This is a genomic window from Amycolatopsis sp. cmx-11-51 (genome assembly GCF_047608665.1).
Taxonomy (GTDB): Bacteria; Actinomycetota; Actinomycetes; order Mycobacteriales; family Pseudonocardiaceae; genus Amycolatopsis.
Genome location: NZ_JADNQO010000004.1, coordinates 372683 through 393011 on the forward strand (window position 1 = coordinate 372683; position 20329 = coordinate 393011).

General features: G+C 69.3%; 21 protein-coding genes. 13 read left to right on the forward strand and 8 right to left on the reverse strand.

All coding sequences use genetic code 11. The features are described 5' to 3' along the window. Window positions 1–15: 15 nt before the first annotated feature. Window positions 16–774: a MerR family transcriptional regulator gene (locus ACM6LU_RS18275; protein WP_414938908.1), complete on the forward strand. Its 759-nt coding sequence runs from the start codon at window positions 16–18 to the stop codon at window positions 772–774. A 79-nt stretch (window positions 775–853) separates the two neighbouring features. Beyond that, window positions 854–2092, forward strand: coding sequence for a cysteine--1-D-myo-inosityl 2-amino-2-deoxy-alpha-D-glucopyranoside ligase (gene mshC, locus ACM6LU_RS18280; RefSeq protein WP_414938909.1), 1239 nt, complete (start codon window positions 854–856; stop codon window positions 2090–2092). A 16-nt stretch (window positions 2093–2108) separates the two neighbouring features. Here the strand turns inward: mshC and ACM6LU_RS18285 are convergent, their stop codons facing one another. Further along, window positions 2109–3716, reverse strand: a complete 1608-nt coding sequence (locus tag ACM6LU_RS18285) for an ABC-F family ATP-binding cassette domain-containing protein (RefSeq protein ID WP_414938910.1) — start codon at window positions 3714–3716, stop codon at window positions 2109–2111. A gap of 152 nt (window positions 3717–3868) precedes the next feature. Next, on the reverse strand, window positions 3869–4330 hold the full coding sequence (locus ACM6LU_RS18290; protein ID WP_414938911.1) for a MarR family winged helix-turn-helix transcriptional regulator: 462 nt from the start codon (window positions 4328–4330) through the stop codon (window positions 3869–3871). Between the two features lie 154 nt (window positions 4331–4484). Here ACM6LU_RS18290 and ACM6LU_RS18295 point away from each other — a divergent pair, with 154 nt between their 5' ends. The 3 genes from ACM6LU_RS18295 to ACM6LU_RS18305 are packed head-to-tail and all read left to right on the forward strand — an operon-like array spanning window position 4485 to window position 7138. After that, on the forward strand, window positions 4485–5063 hold the full coding sequence (locus ACM6LU_RS18295; RefSeq protein ID WP_414938912.1) for an ArsR/SmtB family transcription factor: 579 nt from the start codon (window positions 4485–4487) through the stop codon (window positions 5061–5063). Further along, on the forward strand, window positions 5060–6298 hold the full coding sequence (locus ACM6LU_RS18300) for an MFS transporter (RefSeq protein ID WP_414938913.1): 1239 nt from the start codon (window positions 5060–5062) through the stop codon (window positions 6296–6298). Before ACM6LU_RS18295 ends, ACM6LU_RS18300 begins: the two co-directional genes overlap by 4 nt. Before the next feature lie 15 nt (window positions 6299–6313). After that, window positions 6314–7138 (forward strand): metallophosphoesterase family protein, encoded by an 825-nt coding sequence (locus tag ACM6LU_RS18305; RefSeq protein ID WP_414938914.1) that lies wholly within the window; start codon window positions 6314–6316, stop codon window positions 7136–7138. Window positions 7139–7649: 511 nt separating this feature from the next. On the opposite strand, the gene ACM6LU_RS18310 is transcribed toward ACM6LU_RS18305, so the two are convergent. Then, window positions 7650–8549 carry a PAC2 family protein gene (locus ACM6LU_RS18310; RefSeq protein WP_414938915.1) on the reverse strand — a complete coding sequence of 300 codons (900 nt, stop codon included), beginning with the start codon at window positions 8547–8549 and terminating at the stop codon, window positions 7650–7652. Between the two features lie 53 nt (window positions 8550–8602). Then, complete coding sequence (locus ACM6LU_RS18315) at window positions 8603–9712, reverse strand: FAD-dependent oxidoreductase (protein WP_414938916.1); 1110 nt, start codon at window positions 9710–9712, stop codon at window positions 8603–8605. Window positions 9713–9783: 71 nt separating this feature from the next. Between ACM6LU_RS18315 and ACM6LU_RS18320 the strand changes: the two genes are divergently transcribed. The 6 genes from ACM6LU_RS18320 to hisG all read left to right on the forward strand — a co-directional run bounded on the left by ACM6LU_RS18320 (window position 9784) and on the right by hisG (window position 14452). Further along, window positions 9784–10464 (forward strand): TetR/AcrR family transcriptional regulator, encoded by a 681-nt coding sequence (locus ACM6LU_RS18320; RefSeq protein WP_414938917.1) that lies wholly within the window; start codon window positions 9784–9786, stop codon window positions 10462–10464. A 64-nt stretch (window positions 10465–10528) separates the two neighbouring features. Continuing rightward, window positions 10529–11209: an HAD family hydrolase gene (locus ACM6LU_RS18325; RefSeq protein WP_414938918.1), complete on the forward strand. Its 681-nt coding sequence runs from the start codon at window positions 10529–10531 to the stop codon at window positions 11207–11209. Window positions 11210–11264: 55 nt separating this feature from the next. Further along, complete coding sequence (locus ACM6LU_RS18330; protein WP_414938919.1) at window positions 11265–12731, forward strand: DNA-3-methyladenine glycosylase 2 family protein; 1467 nt, start codon at window positions 11265–11267, stop codon at window positions 12729–12731. A 15-nt stretch (window positions 12732–12746) separates the two neighbouring features. Beyond that, complete coding sequence (locus ACM6LU_RS18335) at window positions 12747–13238, forward strand: methylated-DNA--[protein]-cysteine S-methyltransferase (RefSeq protein ID WP_414938920.1); 492 nt, start codon at window positions 12747–12749, stop codon at window positions 13236–13238. Window positions 13239–13310: 72 nt separating this feature from the next. Further along, window positions 13311–13574, forward strand: coding sequence for a phosphoribosyl-ATP diphosphatase (locus tag ACM6LU_RS18340; protein WP_414938921.1), 264 nt, complete (start codon window positions 13311–13313; stop codon window positions 13572–13574). Between the two features lie 32 nt (window positions 13575–13606). Then, on the forward strand, window positions 13607–14452 hold the full coding sequence (hisG, locus tag ACM6LU_RS18345; protein ID WP_414938922.1) for an ATP phosphoribosyltransferase: 846 nt from the start codon (window positions 13607–13609) through the stop codon (window positions 14450–14452). 45 nt (window positions 14453–14497) lie between these two features. Here the strand turns inward: hisG and ACM6LU_RS18350 are convergent, their stop codons facing one another. The 3 genes from ACM6LU_RS18350 to ACM6LU_RS18360 form a co-directional block, all read right to left on the reverse strand. Further along, a complete protein-coding gene (locus ACM6LU_RS18350) occupies window positions 14498–15433 on the reverse strand; it encodes a ParA family protein (protein ID WP_414938923.1) in 936 nt (311 codons plus the stop codon). A gap of 233 nt (window positions 15434–15666) precedes the next feature. After that, window positions 15667–16455 carry a thioesterase family protein gene (locus ACM6LU_RS18355; RefSeq protein ID WP_414938924.1) on the reverse strand — a complete coding sequence of 263 codons (789 nt, stop codon included), beginning with the start codon at window positions 16453–16455 and terminating at the stop codon, window positions 15667–15669. Window positions 16456–16545: 90 nt separating this feature from the next. Then, window positions 16546–17439, reverse strand: a complete 894-nt coding sequence (locus ACM6LU_RS18360; protein WP_414938925.1) for a PD-(D/E)XK nuclease family protein — start codon at window positions 17437–17439, stop codon at window positions 16546–16548. A 128-nt stretch (window positions 17440–17567) separates the two neighbouring features. Here ACM6LU_RS18360 and ACM6LU_RS18365 point away from each other — a divergent pair, with 128 nt between their 5' ends. Both ACM6LU_RS18365 and ACM6LU_RS18370 read left to right on the forward strand, forming a co-directional pair. Further along, a complete protein-coding gene (locus ACM6LU_RS18365; RefSeq protein WP_414938926.1) occupies window positions 17568–18719 on the forward strand; it encodes a site-2 protease family protein in 1152 nt (383 codons plus the stop codon). Window positions 18720–18817: 98 nt separating this feature from the next. Further along, a complete protein-coding gene (locus ACM6LU_RS18370; protein ID WP_414938927.1) occupies window positions 18818–19642 on the forward strand; it encodes a tRNA (adenine-N1)-methyltransferase in 825 nt (274 codons plus the stop codon). Window positions 19643–19872: 230 nt separating this feature from the next. Here ACM6LU_RS18370 and ACM6LU_RS18375 read toward each other — a convergent pair whose 3' ends face one another. Next, window positions 19873–20322 carry a hypothetical protein gene (locus tag ACM6LU_RS18375; protein WP_414938928.1) on the reverse strand — a complete coding sequence of 150 codons (450 nt, stop codon included), beginning with the start codon at window positions 20320–20322 and terminating at the stop codon, window positions 19873–19875. Window positions 20323–20329 lie beyond the last annotated feature (7 nt).

Genomic DNA, 20329 nt, shown 5'->3' on the forward strand with positions numbered 1-20329 from the left:
ACCTACGCTGAGCCGATGGGGTATCCGGTGGGGAAGGTCGCGGCGTTGTCGGGAGTGACCGTGCGCACGCTGCACCACTACGACGAGATCGGCCTGTTGTCGCCGGGCGGGCGGACACCGGCGGGCTACCGCAGCTACAGCGACGCCGACCTCGACCGGTTGCAGCGCATCCTGTTCTACCGCGAACTCGGGTTCGGCCTGGAGGCGATCGCGAAGGTCGTCGACGACCCGGGCCTGGACGCGCTGGAGCACCTCCGGCGGCAGCGGACCCTGCTGCGGGAGCGGATCGGCGAGCTGACCCGGATGGCCGAGTCCGTCGAGCGGGTGATCGAGGCCAAGAAGGTCGGTGGCGCGCTGACCCCGGAGGAGAAGTTCGAGGTCTTCGGCGAGTTCCGTGAACCGGAGGGCTACGCGGAGGAGGTCGTCCGCCGATGGGGCGAGACCCCGCAGTGGCGGACGGCGGCCGTGCCACTGTCCAAGGCGGAGTGGATCGAGGCGGAGAAGGTCCGGCAGGACTGGGTGCGGCGGCTGCTCGCCGTCGTCGATTCCGGCGCGCCGGCGGACGGCGCCGCGGCGATGGACCTCGCCGAGGAACACCGGCTGCTGCTGGCCGCGTTCATGGGGGACTGCGACCACGCGATGCACCGCGAGGTCGCCGGGATGTACGTGACGGAACCGGTCCAGCTCGGCTTCCTGGTGCGTGAGCCGGACCAGCGGCCGGGCCTGGGGGAGTACATCCGGGACGCGGTCCACGCCAACGCCGACCGGTCCTGAAAGGCGAGTTCGGTTACTCCGGCCGTGTCCGGCTCCCACCGGACGGGAACGGCGCGGCGGCTCCGCTTACAGTCGAGGTATGCAGACTTGGTCAACGGTCGACGTGCCCCGTATCCCCGGCACCCCCCGTCCGCTGCGGCTCCATGACACCGCGACGGGGCAGATCCGCCCCACCGCGCCCGGGTCCACCGCCCGGATGTACGTCTGCGGCATCACGCCGTACGACGCCACCCATCTGGGGCACGCCGCCACGTACCTGACCTTCGACCTGGTGAACCGCCTGTGGCGTGACGCCGGGCACGAGGTCCACTACGTCCAGAACGTGACGGACATTGACGAGCCCCTGCTGGAGCGCGCCGAGCGCGACAAGGACGACTGGGTCGTCCTCGGCATGCGCGAGACGGCGTTGTTCCGTGAGGACATGGCCGCGCTGCGGGTGCTGCCGCCGCGGCAGTTCGTCGGGGCCGTGGAAAGCATCCCGGAGATCGTCGAGGTCATCGCCAAGCTGCTGGCGAACGGCAGCGCGTACCGCGCCGACGACGCCGAGTACCCGGACATCTACTTCGACCACAACGCGACCGGGCACTTCGGTTCCGAGTCGAACTACGACGCCGAGACCATGGCCAAGTTCTTCGCCGAACGCGGCGGCGACCCGGACCGGCCCGGCAAGCAGCACCCGCTCGACGCGCTGCTGTGGCGGATGGCCCGGCCGGGTGAGCCGTCGTGGGAGTCGGAACTGGGGGCGGGACGCCCGGGCTGGCACATCGAGTGCAGCGCGATCGCGGTCAACCGCCTCGGCCTCGGCTTCGACGTCCAGGGCGGCGGCTCGGACCTGATCTTCCCGCACCACGAGTACAGCGCCGCGCACGCGGAGGCCGTCGCGGGGGACCGGCCGTTCGCGCGGCACTACGTGCACGCCGGGATGATCGGCCTCGACGGCGAGAAGATGTCGAAGTCGCGGGGGAACCTCGTGTTCGTCTCACGGCTGCGTGCCGACAAGGTCGACCCTGGCGTGATCCGGCTCGCGCTGTTCGCTGGCCACTACCGCTCCGACCGGCCGTGGACCGCGCAGTTGCACACGGACGCCGAAGCCCGCCTCGCGCGCTGGCGTGACGCCGTCTCGCTCGGCACCGGCCCGGCCGCGGAGGACACCGTCGCGCGCCTGCGCGACCACCTGACCGACGACCTCGACACCCCCAAGGCGCTCGCCGCCGTCGACGCCTGGGCGGAGCAGTCCCTGAACCGCTCGGGCACCGACCCGGCGGCTCCCGGGCTGATCCGGAACGCGGTCGACGCACTGCTCGGCATCGAACTGTAGACACGCGTATAACGCCCTACGCGGCGACGCGACCGGCTTCCAGCCGGAGGTGGTCTCCCGCCCAATCCCGCCGCAGCCATCGATCGTGGGAAGCGATGACGACGGCACCCGGCGCCGAATCGAGTGCGGCGGACAACTCCTCGGCCAAGGTGAGCGAGATGTGGTTCGTCGGCTCGTCCAGCAGGAGCACCTCCGGCGGATCGGCGATCAGCAACGCCAGCGCGAGCCGCCGCCGTTGCCCGACCGACAGCGCGCCCACCCGGGTCCCGAGATCGCGCGGCGCCAGCAGGCCAAGGCCGCGCAAGGGCGGAGCGTCCTCGCCGAGCGCTTCTGCGTAGGTCCGCTGCGCGGTCTTGTCCGGCTCGGCGAACGCGACATCCTGTGCCAGCAGGCCGATCCGCACCCCGCGTCCGGAAAGGACGGTCCCTGAGTCCGGTGTCAGCGCGCCGGCGAGGACGGACAACAGCGTCGACTTCCCAGCACCGTTCCCGCCGGTGATCAGAAGCCTCGACGTCGTCGTGATGTCGAGGGTCGCCAGGCGCAGCCGTCCGGCGATCTCGATCTCCCGCACGGAGATCGCCGTCTTGTCTGCTCCGGGTTCACCGGTCAGGCCGCCCTGGAACCGCAGGGGTGCGGTCGGTTTCCGTACCTGGTCGCGTTCCAGTTCGTCCAGCCGCAGTTGCGCGTTGCGGACCCGGCGTGAGATCTGTTTCTGCACCCTCCCGGTTTTGAAGTCGTAGAGCATCTTGGCGTTGTCGCGCTGTGGCCGGTTGTGCGCGACGTTGCGCGCGGTGACGGCCACCGACTCGCGCAGTTCCTTCAGTTCGTCCTGTTCCTCGGCGTAGCGCTGCTCCCAGCGCGCCCGTTCGGATCGTTTCTGGTCCAGGTAGTCGGAATACGTGCCGCCGTACCGGGTCGTGCCGCCCAGTGCCGGGTCGAGGTCGACGATGTCGGTGCATACCGCGTCGAGGAACACGCGGTCGTGCGACGACAGCACGAGCACACCGGTCAGCGAAGCGAGATGGTGTTCCAGGAACTCCATCGCGACGTCGTCGAGATGGTTCGTCGGCTCGTCCAGGATGAGCGTGCCCGGTCGCCGGATCAGCAACGCGGCCAGTCCGAGCCGCGACCGCTGCCCGCCAGACAAGGTGCCCAGTTCGCGCTCCGGGTCGATCCCGGCGAGCCCGAGACCCGCGCATACGACCTCGGCCCGCCGGTCGGCGTCCCAGAGATCGTGAACCTGCGCCCAGTCGAGGACGGTGCCGTACTCGTCGAGTACCGCCGCGTCGTCCGGGTGGTCGGCGAGCGCTTCGGTCAGTTCGCCGAGTCTCACCGACGCCTGCCGGATCTCGGCGAGTGCGTCGTCGATGACGTCGTAGAACCGGGCGGTCAGCGGGAAAGGCAGCTCCTGCAACAGGAAGCCGAGGTCGTCGCCGCACAGCACCTCACCCGCGTCGGGTTCCTCGACCCCGGCCAGCAGGCGCAGGAGCGTGGACTTGCCGACGCCGTTCTCGCCGACCAGGCCGAGCCGCTGCCCGGCCGAAGCGGTCAGGTTCACGCCGTCGAGCACGACGCGGGCACCGTAGGAGTGGACGAGATCTTTGGCGATCAGGGAAAGAGACATACGACATCACCGCGTTTCGAGGTCATGAGGGATCCCAGCCGGGCCTGATCGCTTACGGGAGCCGTGCTCCACCGAAGCCGCCTCGGAGCGGGGAAGGTGCGGTGTCAGTTGTCCATGATGCGAGCAGTCTAACGCAACCCATGTAGCGTTAGTCAACCCCCAGTGCGCAACCTGTTGGCTTCTTGCTCGGCGAAGGTGCGCCCGTCGGTCATGACGCCGAGCAGTCCGGCGAGCTGGCGCCGGTCCAGGCGGCCAAGGCGGTCGCCGAAGAACCGGGCCATGGGGGCGTAGAGGTCTGAGACCTCGCCGAGCCGGTCCGGCAGTGGACGGACCAGGAGGCGACGGCGATCGGCCGGATGCGGGACCCGTTCGACCAGGTCCCGTGCCTCCATGCGATCGAGCATCCGGGTCACCGCGCCGGTGGTCATGCCGAGCGCCCGTGCCAGCTGGGTCGGGGAGGTCGCGGCGCCGCTGATGACCAGTTGGAGTCCGTGCAACTCGGTGGGGCTGACCCCGAGCCGTTCCGCCATGGCCGTGTGGAACAGCACGGTCGCGCTGACGAACCGGGGGATCTCCAGAGCCGCCGCGGTGGCGAGTTCTCGCTGGTCAGGCATGTGCGTTCCCACGGGTCAGTAGTTGAGTTGTGCAGTTACTGCGGTGGGCAGCAGCTGTCGCGGCAAGGGTATCGAGGTCGGTTGACATGCTCGCGGCCACTTGCAACTCTGAAAGAGAACTTTCGAAAGACTTCTTTCAGATTGGATCGAGGCGATGGCCGGGTTGCCGCCGCGCAAGCGGATCGAAGACGTCGAGCTGATGCGGGCGCTGGCGCATCCGTTGCGTTCGGCGCTGGTGGACCACCTGATGGCGGTCGGCCCGCGGACCGCGAGCGAATGCGCGACGGCCGTGGGCTCGACAGCCTCGAACTGCAGCTGGCATCTGCGCCAGCTGGCCCAGCACGGCCTCGTGGAGCGGGTCGAGGGGGAGGACGGGCGAGAACGGCCCTGGCGCGCTTGCCAGGTCGGCATCGAGCTCGGCGACGGACCGGAGCTGCGCGGGGCGCGGCTGGCGGTCGTCGGAACCACGCTCGCGCGGGAGAAGGAGCTGATCGAGCGCTATCTCGACGCCGCCGACCAGCTCGACAAGGAATGGCAGGACGCGTCCGGGATCAACACGTACTCGCTGCGGGTGACCGCTGCGGAGCTGGACGAGCTGGTCCGGGGGATCGACGCGCTCGTACGACCTTACGTCAGCACGATCCGCGAAGACGCCCCTGCGGGAGCCCTGCCCGTCCACTTGGGACTGCGGGCGTTCCCGCGCATCGACACCGAGGGGAAACCGAGTACTTGAAACCGTTGACAGAACCCGCTTTCGCGAGGCTGTGGGTCGCCGCCTTCTTCTCCGAGACCGCCGAGTGGATGCTGCAGATCGCCCTGCCGGTGTTCGTGTTCCAGGCGACCGGTTCCGCGGCCACCACGGCGTTGAGCATCATCCTCGGCCTGGTGCCCGCGGTGCTGCTGAGCCCCATCGCCGGCGTGATCGCGGACCGCTGGAACCGGCGGCTGGTGCTGTGCGTGGTGTGCGCGGGGCAGGCTTTCGTGGCGCTGCCGCTGCTGTTCGTCGCGTCCGGCGGCCCGGTGTTCGTGCTCTACGGGGTCATGGCCGCTCAGGCAGGACTGGCTTCGTTGTTCGAACCCACGCGTAACGCGCTCGTACCGGAACTGATCGCTCCGGACGAGCTGATCGGCGCCAACGGGCTCATGAGCATCAACAGCAGCGTCGCGCGCCTCGCCGGAGGCTGGGCGGGCGGTCTCCTGCTCGGTTTCGGCGGGCTGGGCTGGGTCGTGGTGGCCTATCTCGGGGTGCTGGTGATCGGCTCGGCCCTGCTGGCACGCCCGTTCCGGCAAGTCGGCGCGCCGATCGCGGCGGGCCCGCACGAACCGGTGCTGCGAGCCTGGCTGGACGGGCTTCGCGAAATCGGCCGCGAAGGGCGCCTTCGCCTCGCCAGCGTCGTCGTCGTTCTGACTTCTCTGGCGCAGGGGATGTTCCTGGTGCTGTTCGTGGTGTTCGTGCTCGGCATCCTCGACGGCACCGAAGGCGACGTCGGACTACTGCGCGGGGTGCAGGCGCTGGGTGGGCTGGCCGCGGGATTCGCCGTCGCCACCGTCGCCCGCAAGGTCGCGCCCGCCGCTCTGCTCGGCTGGGGCGGGCTCGCGCTCGGCCTGCTGTCGGCGCTGATCTGGAACCTGCCCGCGCTGACCGCGTCGCTGGGTGTCTTCATCGGACTCTTCGCACTCGTCGGCGCGCCTGGGGTGCTGGCCGGATCCGGTTTGCTCTCCCTGGTCCAGACGACCGCGTCCCCCGAACGGTCCGGTCGCGTGCTGAGCACCATGTTCGCCGGGACGGCCGGGTTCACCGCGCTGGGCGCTCTGCTGGCTGGCGGACTGGTGAGCGTGCTGGGCACCGGCGTCCTGCTGAATCTCCAGGCGGGGCTGCACGTCGCTTCGGCGCTCATCGTGCTGGGCGTGTCGGCATCGGGACGGTTACGCCGCGATGCGGTTTTGGCGGCTCACCAGTCCGGGTGAAGCTACGGTGGTGGAGTGCCGCATCTCTTCGCCACCAGCGACCTCCACGTCACCCATGAGGGCAACGCCCCGCTCGTCGACGAGGTCGTACCCCGGACCCCTGACGACTGGCTGCTCGTGGTCGGTGACGTCGCCGAACGAGCCGACTCCGTGACCGGGGTGCTCAGAACCTTGCGGGAACGCTTCGCGAAGGTCGTCTGGGTACCCGGTAACCACGAACTGTGGACCACCCAGAAGGACGAATGTCAGCTACGGGGCCAGGCGCGCTACGAGCACCTGGTCGAGCGATGCCGGGAGATCGACGTCCTCACCCCGGAGGACCCGTACCCGGTGTGGGAACACCAGGAGAAGCCGCTGACGATCGCCCCGCTGTTCGTGCTGTACGACTACAGCTGGCGGACCCCCGCGGCGGAGGGGCTGCCGCTGCTGACGGCCGTCGACCAGGCACGCGAGGCGGGCGTGCTGTGCACGGACGAGTTCTTCCTGCATCCGGATCCGTATCCCAGCAGGCAGGCGTGGTGTGCCGACCGGGTGAAGATCAGCACGGAGCGGCTGGAGGCGATCCCGGAGGATCACGGGACGATCCTGATGTCGCATTGGCCGCTGCACCGCCACCCCACCGAGCCGTTGTACTGGCCGGAGTTCGCGCTGTGGTGCGGGACGACCGAGACCGAGGACTGGCACCTGCGTTTTCGCGCGGAGGTCGCCGTCTACGGGCACCTGCACATCCCGCGTTCGACCGAGGCGGACGGGGTGCGGTTCGAAGAGGTCTCGCTCGGCTATCCGCGTGAGTGGCGGAAGCGGGCGCGAGGCCCCATCCCGCTGCGACGCATCTTCTGAGACCCGATCCAGGCGGTTACCGGCGCCCTGGTCGCTCTGAAGTACATGAAGGCCCCCCTTCCTTGCGCCTAGCGCAGGGTCCCGGCCAAGTCGCGGAGCTGCTGGTCTGCGCTGCTGGGCGGTAGTCCGGGCTTGACGTTGGTGCCTATACGGGTCGAGTGGGGAGGATTTGGGACCTTGAGCGTCCGAAATCCTCCCCACTCGGGCGTGTGCCGGAGGTGAACCTCTGTTGGTCAAGCTTCGCAACCGGTGTGATCAGCTCGCGCAGCGACGGATAGCCGCTTGACCTGCGAGATCTCGACTTTGCCGGGACCCTGGCGCCTAGCGCCGGAAGGGGTCCCTCATGTACTGGGGGAAGGTGTGAAGGTCGAGTTACTGTCGGCTCCAGCCGCCTCTACCACTCCGAGCACCGGCTTTTCCCGCGTGTCCCGATCCCTCACGCCTGCCTGCCTGCCGCAAGTAGTCCTCTACTTGCGGCAGGCAGGCCAGGGTGAGTGAGAGGGCTTGGCTGTCAGCCTCGTCCCGGACCGTCCTGGCCGGGACGGCGCCGCCGCAGGTACCGCTCGAACTCGGCCGCGATCTTGTCCCCGCTCACGTCGTCCAGCGTGAACTCGGTTTCCGCGTCGCCGCGCTCCTCGAGCCCCCGGACGTACTCGGTGATCTCCTCGTCCTCTTCGGCCATCTCGGTGACCGTCCGCTGCCACTCCTCGGCCTGCTCGGGAAGGGCGCCGAGCGGGATCTCGACGTCGAGGACGTCCTCGAGTTTGTGCAGCAGCGCGAGGGTGGCCTTGGGCGACGGCGGGTGCGAGACGTAGTGCGGCACGGCCGCCCAGATCGACACCGCCGGGACACCGGCCTGTACGCAGTAGTCCTGGAGGACGCCGACGATGCCGGTCGGGCCCTGGTAGTTGTTCAGCTCCAGGCCGAACTGTGAAGCGGTGTCCTTGTCGTACGCCGTTCCGGTGACCGGGACGGGCCGGGTGTGCGCGGTGTCGGCCAAGAGAGCGCCGAGGGTGACGACGGTGGCCACGTCCAGTTGCTGGATGTGCTCCAGCAGTTCGGCGCAGAAGGCTCGCCAGCGCATGTTCGGTTCGGGCCCTTGGACCAGCACGACATCCCGGCTGACGCCTTCCGGGCGGCAGACCGAGAGCCGTGTGGTCGGCCAATCGACCCTGCGGGTGACGCCGTCCACCATGCGAACGGTCGGTCTGCTCACCTGGAAGTCGTAGTACTCGTCCGGACTCAGCTCGCTCAGCGGTGTCGCATCCCAGTTGAGCTGCAGATGCTCGACCACCCGGCTGGCCGCGTCACCTGCGTCGTTCCATCCTTCGAACGCCAGGATCATGATCGGCTTGGTGTCATCCGGGTGGTCGCGGCCGGGCCGCTGGGTCTCGTCGACGGGCTCACTCACCGGACCAGCCTACGACCACGCGGCCCCGCGCCGTTGAGCATGTCCGGTCGTCTTCAGCCGGGTTGGAAGAACGCGAGCAGTTTCCGGGCGGCGTCCGGCGAGCTCAGCAATTCGTGCATGTCCGCGCACATCCGGGCGGCGGCGCTGGTGCGTTCGAACATCTCGCGTTCGTATTCTCCGACGGCGGCGGGGAAGTCGTCCGGGTGCGCGGCCAGCGCGAGTGCGAGCAGGGCGCCGTCGAGCAGCGCCATGTTGGCGCCCTCGCCCGTCGGCGGCATCAGGTGCGCGGCGTCGCCGACCAGCGTGACGTCCGGCGCCGACGGCCAGGTCAGGCCGGCCGGGAGAGTGGTGATCTGCCGTGACACGACCGTGTCGTCGCAGGCCGCGATCAGCGCGGTGAACCGCGGGTCCCAGCCGTCGAGCAGGGCGATCAGCCGCGCCCGGGCGGCCGCCGGGTCGTCGAACGGGATCCCGCTGACGGCGAGCCAGTCCTCGTCGGTGTGGTAGAAGCTGAGGCCGATGCGAACGCGGCCGTCGCCGTTGCGCTGCGCCCCCATCGATATCCCGCCGCCGAGCACCCAGTAGTTGCCGCGTCCGACCATCGCCGCGAGGTCGGGGTGCGTGCGGTCGATGTCGGGAATGCCGACCTCGACGGTGTTCTGGCCGATATGCGCCGGGCGGGCGTCGGTGAGCAGCGCGCGGACGCGGGACTGCGCGCCGTCCGCGCCGACCAGCAGGTCGTACGTCGCGCTGCGCCCATTGGCAAAGCGCAGCACGCCGTTGTCGGCGGAGCTGAACGCGTGCCCCCAGCGAACCGTGTCTTCGGGGAGGGAATCGAGCAGCAGGTCGCGCAGATCGGCACGGTCGACCTCGGGGCGAACGAGCGGGGCGTCGTCGGGCGTGTCCTCCTGGAGCAGCAGGGTGCCGTCCGGTTCCAGAAGCCGCATGTCCTGGCCCTCACCGCGGGCGATCGCGAAGAACTGGTCGATCAGACCGGCCTCGCGCAGTGCTCGCTGGCCGGAGTGGATGTCGAGCATGCCGCCCTGGCCACGGGCGTCGCGTGACGGTTCACGTTCGTACACGACGGCGTCGATGCCGTGCACGTGCATTACTCGGGCGAGAGCCAGGCCACCGAGGCCTGCTCCGACGATGGCGATCGTCATGGTCATCTCCCTTCGATACACCGTACTTGTCAATACACTGTATCGACACGATGCGATGTATTGTCAACGGAATGTTGGTGTGGGAGAGGCCGGAGCCGCCGAATCGACCTGTGCCGGTCCCGCTGAGCAGGGAGCGGATCGTGCGAGCGGCGATCCAGCTGGCCGACGCGGACGGCCTGGACGGGGTGTCGCTACGCAAGATCGCCACCGCGCTGGACGTCGGCCCGATGCGGCTGTACGGCTATATCGAGAGCAAGGACGAGTTGCTCGATCTGATGGTCGACGCCGTCCACGCCGGGATCCAGCCGTCCGGGGACGGACGGCGGGAGGTGCTCCGGTCCCTTGCCGAGACCACCCGGCACGCCGCTCACGAGCACGAATGGCTCGCCGATCTCCTGGGCGGCAGGCCCCGGCTCGGGCCGCACGCGCTGGCCACGTCGGAGTGCGTGTTGGCCGCGATGGACGGCGCCGGCCTGGACGTCGTCATGCCGGTCGTCGCCGCGGTCAACGCGTACGTGATCGGCGCGGTGCGCCGGGAGATCGCCGAGCGACGTGCCGAACGGGCCACCGGGATCGACAAGAGGCGCTGGCAGGTCGCGCACGGCCCCTATTTGGAACGGGCCTTCGCCGAAGGCCGTTACCCGGCGCTGGCAACGGTGGTGCGTGACGCCGCCCACCTCGACGCCGACGAGACCTTCCGGATCGGCCTCGAATGCCTGCTCGACGGCATCGAAGCCCGTATCTCCAGGTGAGCTGGGCTCGGTTACCGTGGAGACGGAAATCGGTACTTCAACACGCGATCATCGAGGGGGAGCCGTGACCGAACCGTCCACACTGGACGGACTCGCCGCCGTGCTGTGGGATATGGACGGCACGCTGGTCGATTCGGAGAAGCTGTGGGACGTCGCCCTCTACGAGGCCGTCGAGACCCTCGGCGGCACGCTGACCGAGGAACAACGCCTGAGCCTCGTCGGGTCCAATATGGACGACACGGCCGCGTTCCTTCTTGAAGTGTGCGCCAAGCCCGTCACTCCCGGGTCGATCGCGGAGATGGGGGAGTGGATCCGCGAGCGCACGGCCAACCTCTTCGACGGCCCCCTTCCGTGGCGCCCCGGCGCTCAGGAGCTGCTCGAACTTTTGCGCGCCGAAGGGGTGCCGATGGCGCTGGTCACCTCCACCGAACGGTCGCTGACCGAACTCGCCCTCAACACCATCGGTCGCGAGTACTTCGCCGCGACCGTCTGCGGTGACGAGGTCGATGGTCTGAACAAGCCGGACGCCAGGCCGTACGAGCTGGCGACGGAGTTGCTGGGAGTCCCGGCTTCCCGATGCGTCGCGATCGAGGATTCACCGCCGGGCGCCGCTTCCGCGGCCGCGGCCGGGTGCACGGTGATGGTGATCCCGAACGACGTCGAGGTCCAGCCGGGAGAGCGGCGCGTGTTCCGGTCGTCGTTGGTCGGGCTCGACGTGTCCGCGCTGACCGCGTTGCTGCCATGACCACCATGTCGCATTCCCGCTAGACCCCGGCCGCGTGGTCGGTGATGCTGACGGGGTGCATGAGGACTTCGAGCGTTGCGTCCGGGCGGTCCAGGCGAAGGACGACCGTTTCGACGGCTGGTTCTTCACCGCCGTCCTGACGACGCGGATCTACTGCCGGGCGAGCTGCCCGGTCGTCCCGCCCAAACCGGAGAACATGTCGTTCTACCCGAGTGCGGCGGCCGCGCAGGAGGCCGGATTCCGCGCCTGCAAACGGTGCCGCCCGGACGCGAGTCCCGGTTCGCCGCAGTGGAACGAGCGTGCGGACCTGGTGGCCAGGGCGATGCGGCTGATCGCCGACGGCGTCGTCGACACCGGCGGCGTGAGCGGTTTGGCCGCCCGGCTGGGATACAGCGTCCGGCAGGTCGAGCGGCACGTGCGCGCCGAACTCGGCGCGGGCCCGCTCAGTCTCGCCAGGGCGCAACGCGCACAGACGGCGCGGCTGCTGATCGAGACGACCGGTCTGTCGATGATCGACGTCGCCCTCGCCGCCGGTTTCGGCAGCGTCCGGACGTTCAACGACACCGTCCGCGAGGTCTTCGCGCTGTCCCCGACCGAACTGCGAGCCCGGGTCCGCACCGCGCCGGCGACCGCGCCCGGGACGCTGAACCTGCGCCTGCCCTACCGGAAGCCGTTGTTCCCGGACAACCTGTTCGGACACCTCGTCGCGACGGGAATCCCCGGCGTCGAGGAATGGCGTGACGGCGCTTATCGCCGGACGCTGCGGCTGCCGCACGGTCCCGCCGTCGTCGCGTTGAAGCCCGAAGACGGCTACATCGGTTGCCGGCTCACCCTTTCGGATTTGCGGGACCTCTCGACCGCGATCAGCCGCTGCCGCCGCCTGCTCGACCTCGACGCCGACCCGGTCGCGGTCGACGACGCGCTGGCCGCGGACCGGCTGCTCGGGCCACTCGTGGCCACCGCACCCGGCAGGCGGGTGCCGAGGACGGTCGATGGCGAAGAGTTCGCCGTCCGCGCCGTCCTGGGCCAGCAAGTGTCCACCGCCGCCGCACGGACGCACGCCGCCCGGCTGGTCCTCGCGCACGGCGAGCCCGTCGAGGACGCCGAGGGTGGAAGTCTCACGCACGTCTTCCCCGACGCCGCCGCGCTCGCGGAGATCGACCCGGAAAGCCTCGCGATGCCGCAGAGCCGCAAGCGGACCCTGCTCGGCCTCGTCGCCGAACTGAACAACGGCGGTCTCGACCTCGGGGCGGGCAGCGACTGGCAGCAGGCTCGGGAGCGGCTGCACGCGTTGCCCGGATTCGGCCCGTGGACCGTCGAGAGCATCGCGATGCGCTCGCTCGGCGACCCGGACGCCTTCCTGCCGACCGACCTCGGCGTCAAGGTCGCCGCGAAGGGGCTCGGGCTCGGCCAGGCCGCGTTCGTCGCGCACGCCGAGCGTTGGCGTCCGTGGCGTGCCTACGCCGTCCAACACCTCTGGGCGACCGGGGACCACCCGATCAACCGGCTGCCCGCCGCCTGAGTTCCGAGGAGCGCCATGCGCACGCACAACGTCATCGACAGTCCATACGGCCCGCTGACCCTGGTCGCGGACGGCGAGTGTCTCTGCGGCCTGTACATGGTCCAGCAGCGACACCGCCCGGCAGAGGAGACCTTCGGCCATCCGGATCCGAGCGCGCCGGTCTTCGTGGAGACCGAGAAACAACTGAAGGAGTACTTCGCCGGCCAGCGGAAGGACTTCGATCTCCCGCTGAGCTTCGGCGGCACCGAATTCCAGCGGATGGTCTGGAAAAGCCTGCGCGGAATCCCATATGGCGAGACGGTTTCGTATGGCAGGCTGGCCGACCGGCTCGGCAGGCCAACCGCGTCGCGGGCAGTCGGGCTCGCGAACGGGAAAAACCCGATGGGGATCATCGTGCCGTGCCATCGCGTCGTCGGTTCGACCGGCGATCTCACCGGCTACGGCGGTGGTATCGAACGGAAGAGGCAGCTGCTCGACTTCGAGCGGGAGGGCGCCACGCTGTTCTGAGGTGTGAAGCGGGTGCCAACTCACCGGCCCGGGGCAGCGCGACGCGAGCGTGGATGGAAGGATCTCCAGACTGTGAAGACCTTCGATGAGCTGTTCTCCGAGCTTGCCGACCGCGCGGTCACGCGCCCCGACGGTTCCGGCACCGTCGCCGCGCTGGACGCGGGTGTGCACGCGCAGGGCAAGAAGGTGCTCGAAGAGGCGGGCGAGGTGTGGATCGCCGCCGAGCACGAATCCGACGACAGGCTCGCGGAGGAGATTTCACAGCTGCTGTACCGGGTACAGGTGCTCATGCTCGGCCGTGGACTGTCGACAGAGGACGTGTACCGGTACCTGTGACGCGTTCGCGTCCGGAGAACCAAGGAGAAGCAATGCTGCGTGTCGCCGTGCCGAACAAGGGAGCCCTCGCCGCCGCCGCGTCGGAGATGCTCGGAGAGGCCGGCTATCGCAAGCGACATGAGGCCCGCGACCTGACCGTGCTGGACGCGGTCAACGAGGTCGAGTTCTTCTTCCTGCGTCCCAAGGACATCGCGATCTACGTCGGCTCCGGCGAGCTGGATCTCGGCATCACCGGCCGCGACCTCGCGCTCGACTCCGGTGCCCCGGTCGAGGAGATCCTCAGCCTCGGTTTCGGCGGCTCCACCTTCCGGTACGCCGCGCCGGCGGGCCGGGACTGGAAGGCCGAAGACCTGCAGGGCAAACGGCTCGCGACGTCGTATCCGCGGCTCGTCCGAGAGAACCTGAAGCAGCACGGGGTGGAGGCGGAGGTCATCCGTCTCGACGGCGCCGTCGAGATCTCGATCCAGCTCGGGGTGGCCGACGCGATCGCCGACGTCGTCGAGTCCGGACGTTCGTTGCGCCAGCACAACCTCGTGGCCTTCGGTGACCCGATCTGCGTGTCCGAAGCCGTGTTGCTGCAGCGGGCCGGTACCGAGCAAACCAGGCCCAAGGACCAGCTGAAGGCGCGGCTTCAGGGTGTCGTCTTCGCCCAGCACTACATGATGCTGGACTACAACTGCCCGCGTTCGCTCATGGAAGCGGCCGTCGCGATCACGCCGGGCCTCGAGTCGCCGACGGTCGCGCCGCTGGCCGACGAGGACTGGGTGGCCGTGCGGGCGATGGTGCCGCGCAAGGAGGTCAACCGGATCATGGACGAACTCGCCGAGACCGGCGCGAAGGCCGTCCTGGCTTCGGACATCCGGGCCTGCCGCTTGTAGGTGATTACGCGTGAGGTCGCAAGTAGTCGACTACTTGCGACCTCACTACCGAGGTCGGTTCGGCTTCTTGGGCATGAGGTCGTAGAGCCGCTTCCGCGCGCCGTTGTCGTTGGCGCTGCGCGTCACCGAGACCTCGGTGATGAAGTCCTCGAAGACGAACTCCTCGTCCGCTGGCACGATCGCCGGAGCCGGGTGGTTCCGCAGGTAACCGTCCAGCGTTTCCGCGATCTCCCGGAACGACAGAGCCTGCAGGGTTTCCGGCGCGTAGGTCGTCACGGGCACGCCGTGCGCGGCGGCCTCGTTCATCACCACACCGAGCGGGACGTGCGAGAGCATCGGGATCCCGAACGTGTACAGCTCCTGCAACGCGGCCGCCGCGTAATGCGAGATCGGGCGGCGGTACAGCCCGGGAACGAGGCCGTAGTAAGCGATCGGCGGGCGGCCGACGGTCTGTTCGACGTAGCGCACCTGGTCCGAAAGCAGGCGCAGCGCCCGGATGCTCGTCCGGTCCGGCTGCACCGGCACGAGGATCCCGTGCGAAGCGGCGAGCGCGTTGTTGGTCAGCACGTCGAGCGCGGGCGGGCAGTCGATGATGACGTGGTCGTAGTTCGCGAACTGGATGACCCTGGCCAGCTGCCAGCCCGGCACGCGGAACTGGTCCAGCCGCCGGATCAGGTCGAACATGCCCGGCGACGTCGGGATGACGTCGAACGCGCCACCCCGGCCGAGGTTGCTGCGCGGATGCCGCACGGCCAGTTCCTCGATCGGGCCCTTCCACACCTTGGTCAGGGCTTTCGCCAGGCTGGGCATCTGCGGGGCCACCTCGTCCAGACCGAGGAGTTCGGTGGTCGCGTGCCCCTGTGGGTCGAGGTCGATCAGCAGCACCCGGCGGCCACGCTCGGCCAGTGCGGCCGACGCGCCCACGCTGAGTGAGGTCTTGCCGACCCCGCCTTTCTGGTTGACCACCGAGGTGATCTGCATGCCGAAGCGCTCCCTGCGTCTGTTGTTCCGGGAAGGCTATTGGAAACGGGCTCAGAAAGCGCGTCTATCTGACGGTGTTTTGGTCGCGCGCTCCTGGAGGCATCCCGCAGGGCACATATCTCGGCACGCTTCGCTTCGCGTTGGACAGTGCCCTGTCAAATGCTTCCTGAGCCCCCGGCGTGAAGCGGCGCTCAACTGCGGTTCAGCTGGTCAGGGCCGTACGGCTGGCAATATCAACCCGCCTGTCGCGGCCGCACCAGCAACGCCTGCGCTCCGGAGGCGAGCGACCCCGACACGTCGTGCAGGGTGGTCGTCGCCGTGCCGACACCGTTCGGGCCGACCAGGGTGGCCGCGTCGACGCCGATCCATTCACCCAGTGGTGGGCGGCGGAGGTGCACGGTCAGCTCCGAGTTGATGAACCACCACTCGCGCGGGTCGAGGAAGTTCGAGATCCCGTTGCCGGAGTCCGCAAGGACGAACAGTCGCTGCAGCGCGCTCGGCTTCTCCCCGTCCACGAGGGCGACGCGCTGACGTCCCCAGACCGTCGCGGGGCCGGGTTCGTCCAGCGCGCCCTTGACGCGCCGCCACTCGACGGCGTCGAGGTAACCGCCGAGCCAGCCTTCCGGCATGCTCGACGTCGTCGGCAGGTCGTCCGGCGACGGCAGGGCGGGGCCTTCGGCGGTGGCGACCGCCGTGGTGTCCGAGGTCGCGATGCGCCAGGCCGAGGCGCGGGCGACGACTCGCTCGCCGTGGGCGAGTTCGGCCTCCAGCCACTCGACCGAACGGCCCGGCCGTGCCACCCGGGCCCGCACCGAAAGCTCCTTCAAGGGCGCGGGGCCGAGGATCTCGATCGTCACCCGCGCCAGCTGGCTCGCGTGTGGTGCTTCGAGGTCTTCGAGTGCGCGGACCAGCAATGCCGAGGGCGGCCCGAAGTGCTGCGCGTCCGGGGTCCACGGGCCGGCGGTGTGCGGGGTCGGGACGAACAAGTCGTCGCCTGACGGCACGTAAAAGGCTTCTGTCACACCGGCAGCCTAAGGCCGTGTCCGGTAAGGCTTGTTCCCGGTCTTCGCGCCAGGATCACGAAGCCCATCGAGCAGATTCACTGGACACGGCTAATCCGCACGGTCCAAAACGGACTCTTCGCCGGGATCCGGTTCGGGCCAGCCGGGATAAGGCGGGGGAGTGCCGCCGTACTGCGGGCAGACGGCCTGGTGGTCGCACCACGCGCACAGTTTGCTCGGATTGGGCCGGAAATCGCCGGTTTTGCCCGCTTTGAGGATCGCCTGCCAGATCGCCTCGAGCGTGCGCTCGAACCGGACCAACTCGGCCTCGTCCGGCGTGTAGGCCAGTGATTGCCCATCGGTGAGGTACATCAGTTTCAGCTGGCGCGGCACGACACCACGAAGCCGCCAAAGGACCACGGCGTAGAACTTCATCTGGAACATCGCCTTGGCCTCGCCGATCTCGCGCGGCGCGGCGCCGGTCTTGTAGTCGACGACGCGGATCTCACCGGTCGGCGCCACGTCCAGCCTGTCGACGTAGCCCCGCAGCAGTACCCCGGAGCCCAGCTCGATCTCGACGTGCAGCTCGCACGCTTCGGGTTCCAGCCGACGTGGGTCCTCGAGCCCGAAGTAGGTGTCGACGAGCTGCTCCGCCGACGAGAGCCAGGAAGTGACGGCTTCGGGATCCTCCTGATCGAACAGCTCGATCCACTCCGGACGTTCCGCGGACAGCGTCTCCCACGCCGGTGCGAGCAGCTCCTTGGCCTGCGGAGGGGTGCGATCGGCCTGGGGAAGGGAGAACAGGCGCTCCAGCACGGAATGCACCAGTGTGCCGCGAAGCTGGGCCTTCGTCGGGATCTCGGGCAGCCTGTCGACGGCGCGGAACCGGTAGAGCAGCGGGCACTGTTTGAAGTCGCTGGCACGCGACGGGGACAGGGCCGGCCGACGGCGCGGGGTTTCGGCGCCGGGCGGGGGATCGGCGGTGACCGTGTCGGTGTCGGGCATGCAGGCAGGGTAGCGCCGGGTACCGACAGTTCTCCGACCGCAACGCACCGGAGCGGCATGACCGACACCACCCGGACGGGAAGGGCGGGTCACGAGCATCCCACACCTGGACATCTACGCTCTGACACATGGCGGTGACGGGTGAGCAGGGTCCGCCTCGACGAGGCGTGGCCCCGGCGGGTGGGCTCCTGCTGTTCCGCGTCTCCGGGATCCCTGTGCTTCTCGCCCCTTCGTGGTGGATCGGCTCTCTGATCATCGTGGTGCTCTACACGCCACTGGTCGGCCGGTTTCTACCCGGTGCGAGCACGCTGACCTCGTGGCTGCTGGCGGCCGCGTTCGCGGTCCTGCTCGGACTTTCGGTACTGGCGCACGAACTCGGGCACTGCCTGGTGGCGCTGCGCCTGGGCATCCCGGTCCGGCGCCTGCGCCTGTTCCTGCTCGGTGGTCTCTCCGAGGTCGCCAGGACTCCCCGGCAGCCGCGCCATGAAGGGTTCGTCGCCGCCGCGGGTCCAGCGGTTTCGTTGCTGCTCGGTGGTTTCTGCGGGCTGCTCATGTTCGCCGTCCCGCCGGAAAGCGCGGCATGGCTGCTCATCGCCGAATGCGCCGTCGCGAACTTCGCCGTCGGGTTCTTCAACCTCCTGCCGGGGCTTCCGCTCGATGGAGGTCGCCTGGTTCGCGCCGGCGTCTGGGCGGCGACGGGCCGCCGGGACAAAGGCACTCGCGCCGCCGTCGTCGGTGGCGGTGTCGTCGCGGCCGGACTGATCGTCTGGGCGCTGTGGGGCCTGGCGGCTGGCAGCGAGGATCGCTGGCTGCGGCTCGGTGTCTGCGTCGTGACAGCGTGGTTCGTGATCCTCGGCGCGCGAAGCGAACTCGCCGCCGAAACACGGCGAGGCTGGCCCGAAGGCGTCCAGCTGAGTGAACTCGTCCGGCCCGTTCTCCAGCTTCCCGCCGAAAGCCCCGTATCGGACGCGCTGGCCGCTTCCGCGGGCCGTGGGGTGGTCCTGGTGCGTGCCGACGGCGTCGCCGCCGGCCTGCTCGACGAAACGGCCGCGGCACAACTGGCGGGCACGTCGCCGCACGCTCCCGCCGAGATGGCCGCGGAGCCGATCCGCGCCGACACCGTGCTGCTTTCTTCGGAGTCGGGGGAGGAGATCGCCGAGCGGGTCAGGGAAACCGCCGCGTGGCAATTCCTCGTCGTGGACGACGAAGGCAGGCCCGCGGGCGTGCTCCGGCGCGAGGACCTGCGCGCCGCGATGACCCGGAGTCGACCCCCGGCGTAGCGCGGTACGGCCACCTGCGAGGATCGGTCGTCCCGTCCGAGGCAATCTTTCCCGCCGAGGACGCATGGGCTCAGTGTGTTCGCGCGTATGGAGGTTCAGTGTCGGTCCGTGGGCCGTTTCGTATTGGTGACCGGGTTCAGCTGACCGACTCCAAGGGGCGGCACTACACCATGGTGCTCGCCGAGGGACAGCAGTATCACACCCATCGCGGCGCGCTGGCGCACGACGACGTGATCGGGGCGCAGGAGGGTTCGGTCGTCACTTCGGCGGGCGGCAGCCACTATCTGGCGCTGCGCCCGCTGCTGCCGGACTACGTGCTGTCGATGCCGCGCGGCGCGCAGGTGATCTACCCGAAGGACGCCGCGCAAATCGTGATGTGGGGTGACATCTTCCCGGGCGCGCGGGTGCTCGAGGCCGGCGCCGGTTCCGGTGCGCTGACCTGTTCGCTGCTGCGGGCGGTCGGTCCGGAAGGCAGCGTGCGGTCCTACGAGATCCGGGACGACCACGCCGAACACGCCGAACGGAACGTGGAGAAGTTCTTCGGCCACAAACCGGACAACTGGTCGCTGACGGTCGCGGACCTGTCGACGCACACCGGTGAGGTCGACCGGGTGGTGCTCGACATGCTGGCGCCCTGGGACCAGCTGGAGACGGTCGCCGCGCAGCTGGTGCCCGGCGGCGTGCTCACGGTCTATGTGGCGACGGTCACCCAGCTTTCCCGGATCACGGAAGCCTTGCGGGACCAGCAGTGCTGGACCGAGCCGGAATCTTTCGAGACGCTCATGCGCCCCTGGCACGTCGTGAGTCTCGCGGTGCGGCCGGATCACCGGATGGTCGCGCACACCGCGTTCCTGCTGACGGCGCGCCGTCTGGCCGACGGGACCGTGTCACCGCGGGTCCACCGCCGCTCCGGCAAGGGCTGAGGCGAACCACTCACGAGACCTTCCTGCCAGTCTGGCCGTCTCACGTGATTGGTTGGACGGCACGTGTGATCAGACGGACGACACGCGAGCGGCCGGGCTGGGCGTCGAGTCGTTTTCTGAACACGCGTGTCGTCCATCCCGTCACGCGAGGCGTCCCCCTGGTCACGCGAAACCGCCACCGGCGCACCGCGGTAGGTACCTCGGGCGCCTGGAGCGCCGGTGACCGAGGCTTACGGCACGCACCACTTCCCGTCGCGTTTCTTGAGTGGGAAGGGTGTGTCCTTCTGGCCGCCCGCGCCCTCGACATGGACGGTCACGGTGGCCGAGTCGCCACCGACCTTCGGCGGGTCCGGGACGGTGGCGCTCACCTCGCCCGCGGCCTCCCACTTGCGCTTCAGCTCGGCCAGATCCGCCGACGACTGCTGGGTGCAGGTGAGCTTGCCGAACGCCGTCGCGTCGTGATTCACGATGGCCGCGGCGATCGCCTTGCCGACCACCTCGACCGCCGCCACGTCCGGATCCACCGGGACCGGCCGGGACGAACCCGGCCACGACGGAGGCGCCGCGGTGCTCGACGCGGCCGGGTCGGAGCCTGAGGGGGCCACCAGCAGCAGCCCCACCACGACACCCACCACGACCGCGCCGCATCCGGCGAGAACGGCGATCAGCCTGCTGGACACCGTTTTC

What these genes read in the sequence shown, in the direction of transcription:
- ACM6LU_RS18295 (WP_414938912.1), top strand. Translation starts at nt 4,485, where the DNA reads ATGGCCGGGTTGCCGCCGCGCAAGCGGATCGAAGACGTCGAGCTGATG.
- ACM6LU_RS18320 (WP_414938917.1), top strand. Translation starts at nt 9,784, where the DNA reads ATGTTGGTGTGGGAGAGGCCGGAGCCGCCGAATCGACCTGTGCCGGTC.
- hisG (WP_414938922.1), top strand. Translation starts at nt 13,607, where the DNA reads ATGCTGCGTGTCGCCGTGCCGAACAAGGGAGCCCTCGCCGCCGCCGCG.
- ACM6LU_RS18360 (WP_414938925.1), bottom strand. Translation starts at nt 17,439, where the DNA reads ATGCCCGACACCGACACGGTCACCGCCGATCCCCCGCCCGGCGCCGAA.
- ACM6LU_RS18315 (WP_414938916.1), bottom strand. Translation starts at nt 9,712, where the DNA reads ATGACGATCGCCATCGTCGGAGCAGGCCTCGGTGGCCTGGCTCTCGCC.
- ACM6LU_RS18285 (WP_414938910.1), bottom strand. Translation starts at nt 3,716, where the DNA reads ATGTCTCTTTCCCTGATCGCCAAAGATCTCGTCCACTCCTACGGTGCC.
- ACM6LU_RS18335 (WP_414938920.1), top strand. Translation starts at nt 12,747, where the DNA reads ATGCGCACGCACAACGTCATCGACAGTCCATACGGCCCGCTGACCCTG.
- ACM6LU_RS18275 (WP_414938908.1), top strand. Translation starts at nt 16, where the DNA reads ATGGGGTATCCGGTGGGGAAGGTCGCGGCGTTGTCGGGAGTGACCGTG.
- ACM6LU_RS18290 (WP_414938911.1), bottom strand. Translation starts at nt 4,330, where the DNA reads ATGCCTGACCAGCGAGAACTCGCCACCGCGGCGGCTCTGGAGATCCCC.
- ACM6LU_RS18350 (WP_414938923.1), bottom strand. Translation starts at nt 15,433, where the DNA reads ATGCAGATCACCTCGGTGGTCAACCAGAAAGGCGGGGTCGGCAAGACC.
- mshC (WP_414938909.1), top strand. Translation starts at nt 854, where the DNA reads ATGCAGACTTGGTCAACGGTCGACGTGCCCCGTATCCCCGGCACCCCC.
- ACM6LU_RS18365 (WP_414938926.1), top strand. Translation starts at nt 17,568, where the DNA reads ATGGCGGTGACGGGTGAGCAGGGTCCGCCTCGACGAGGCGTGGCCCCG.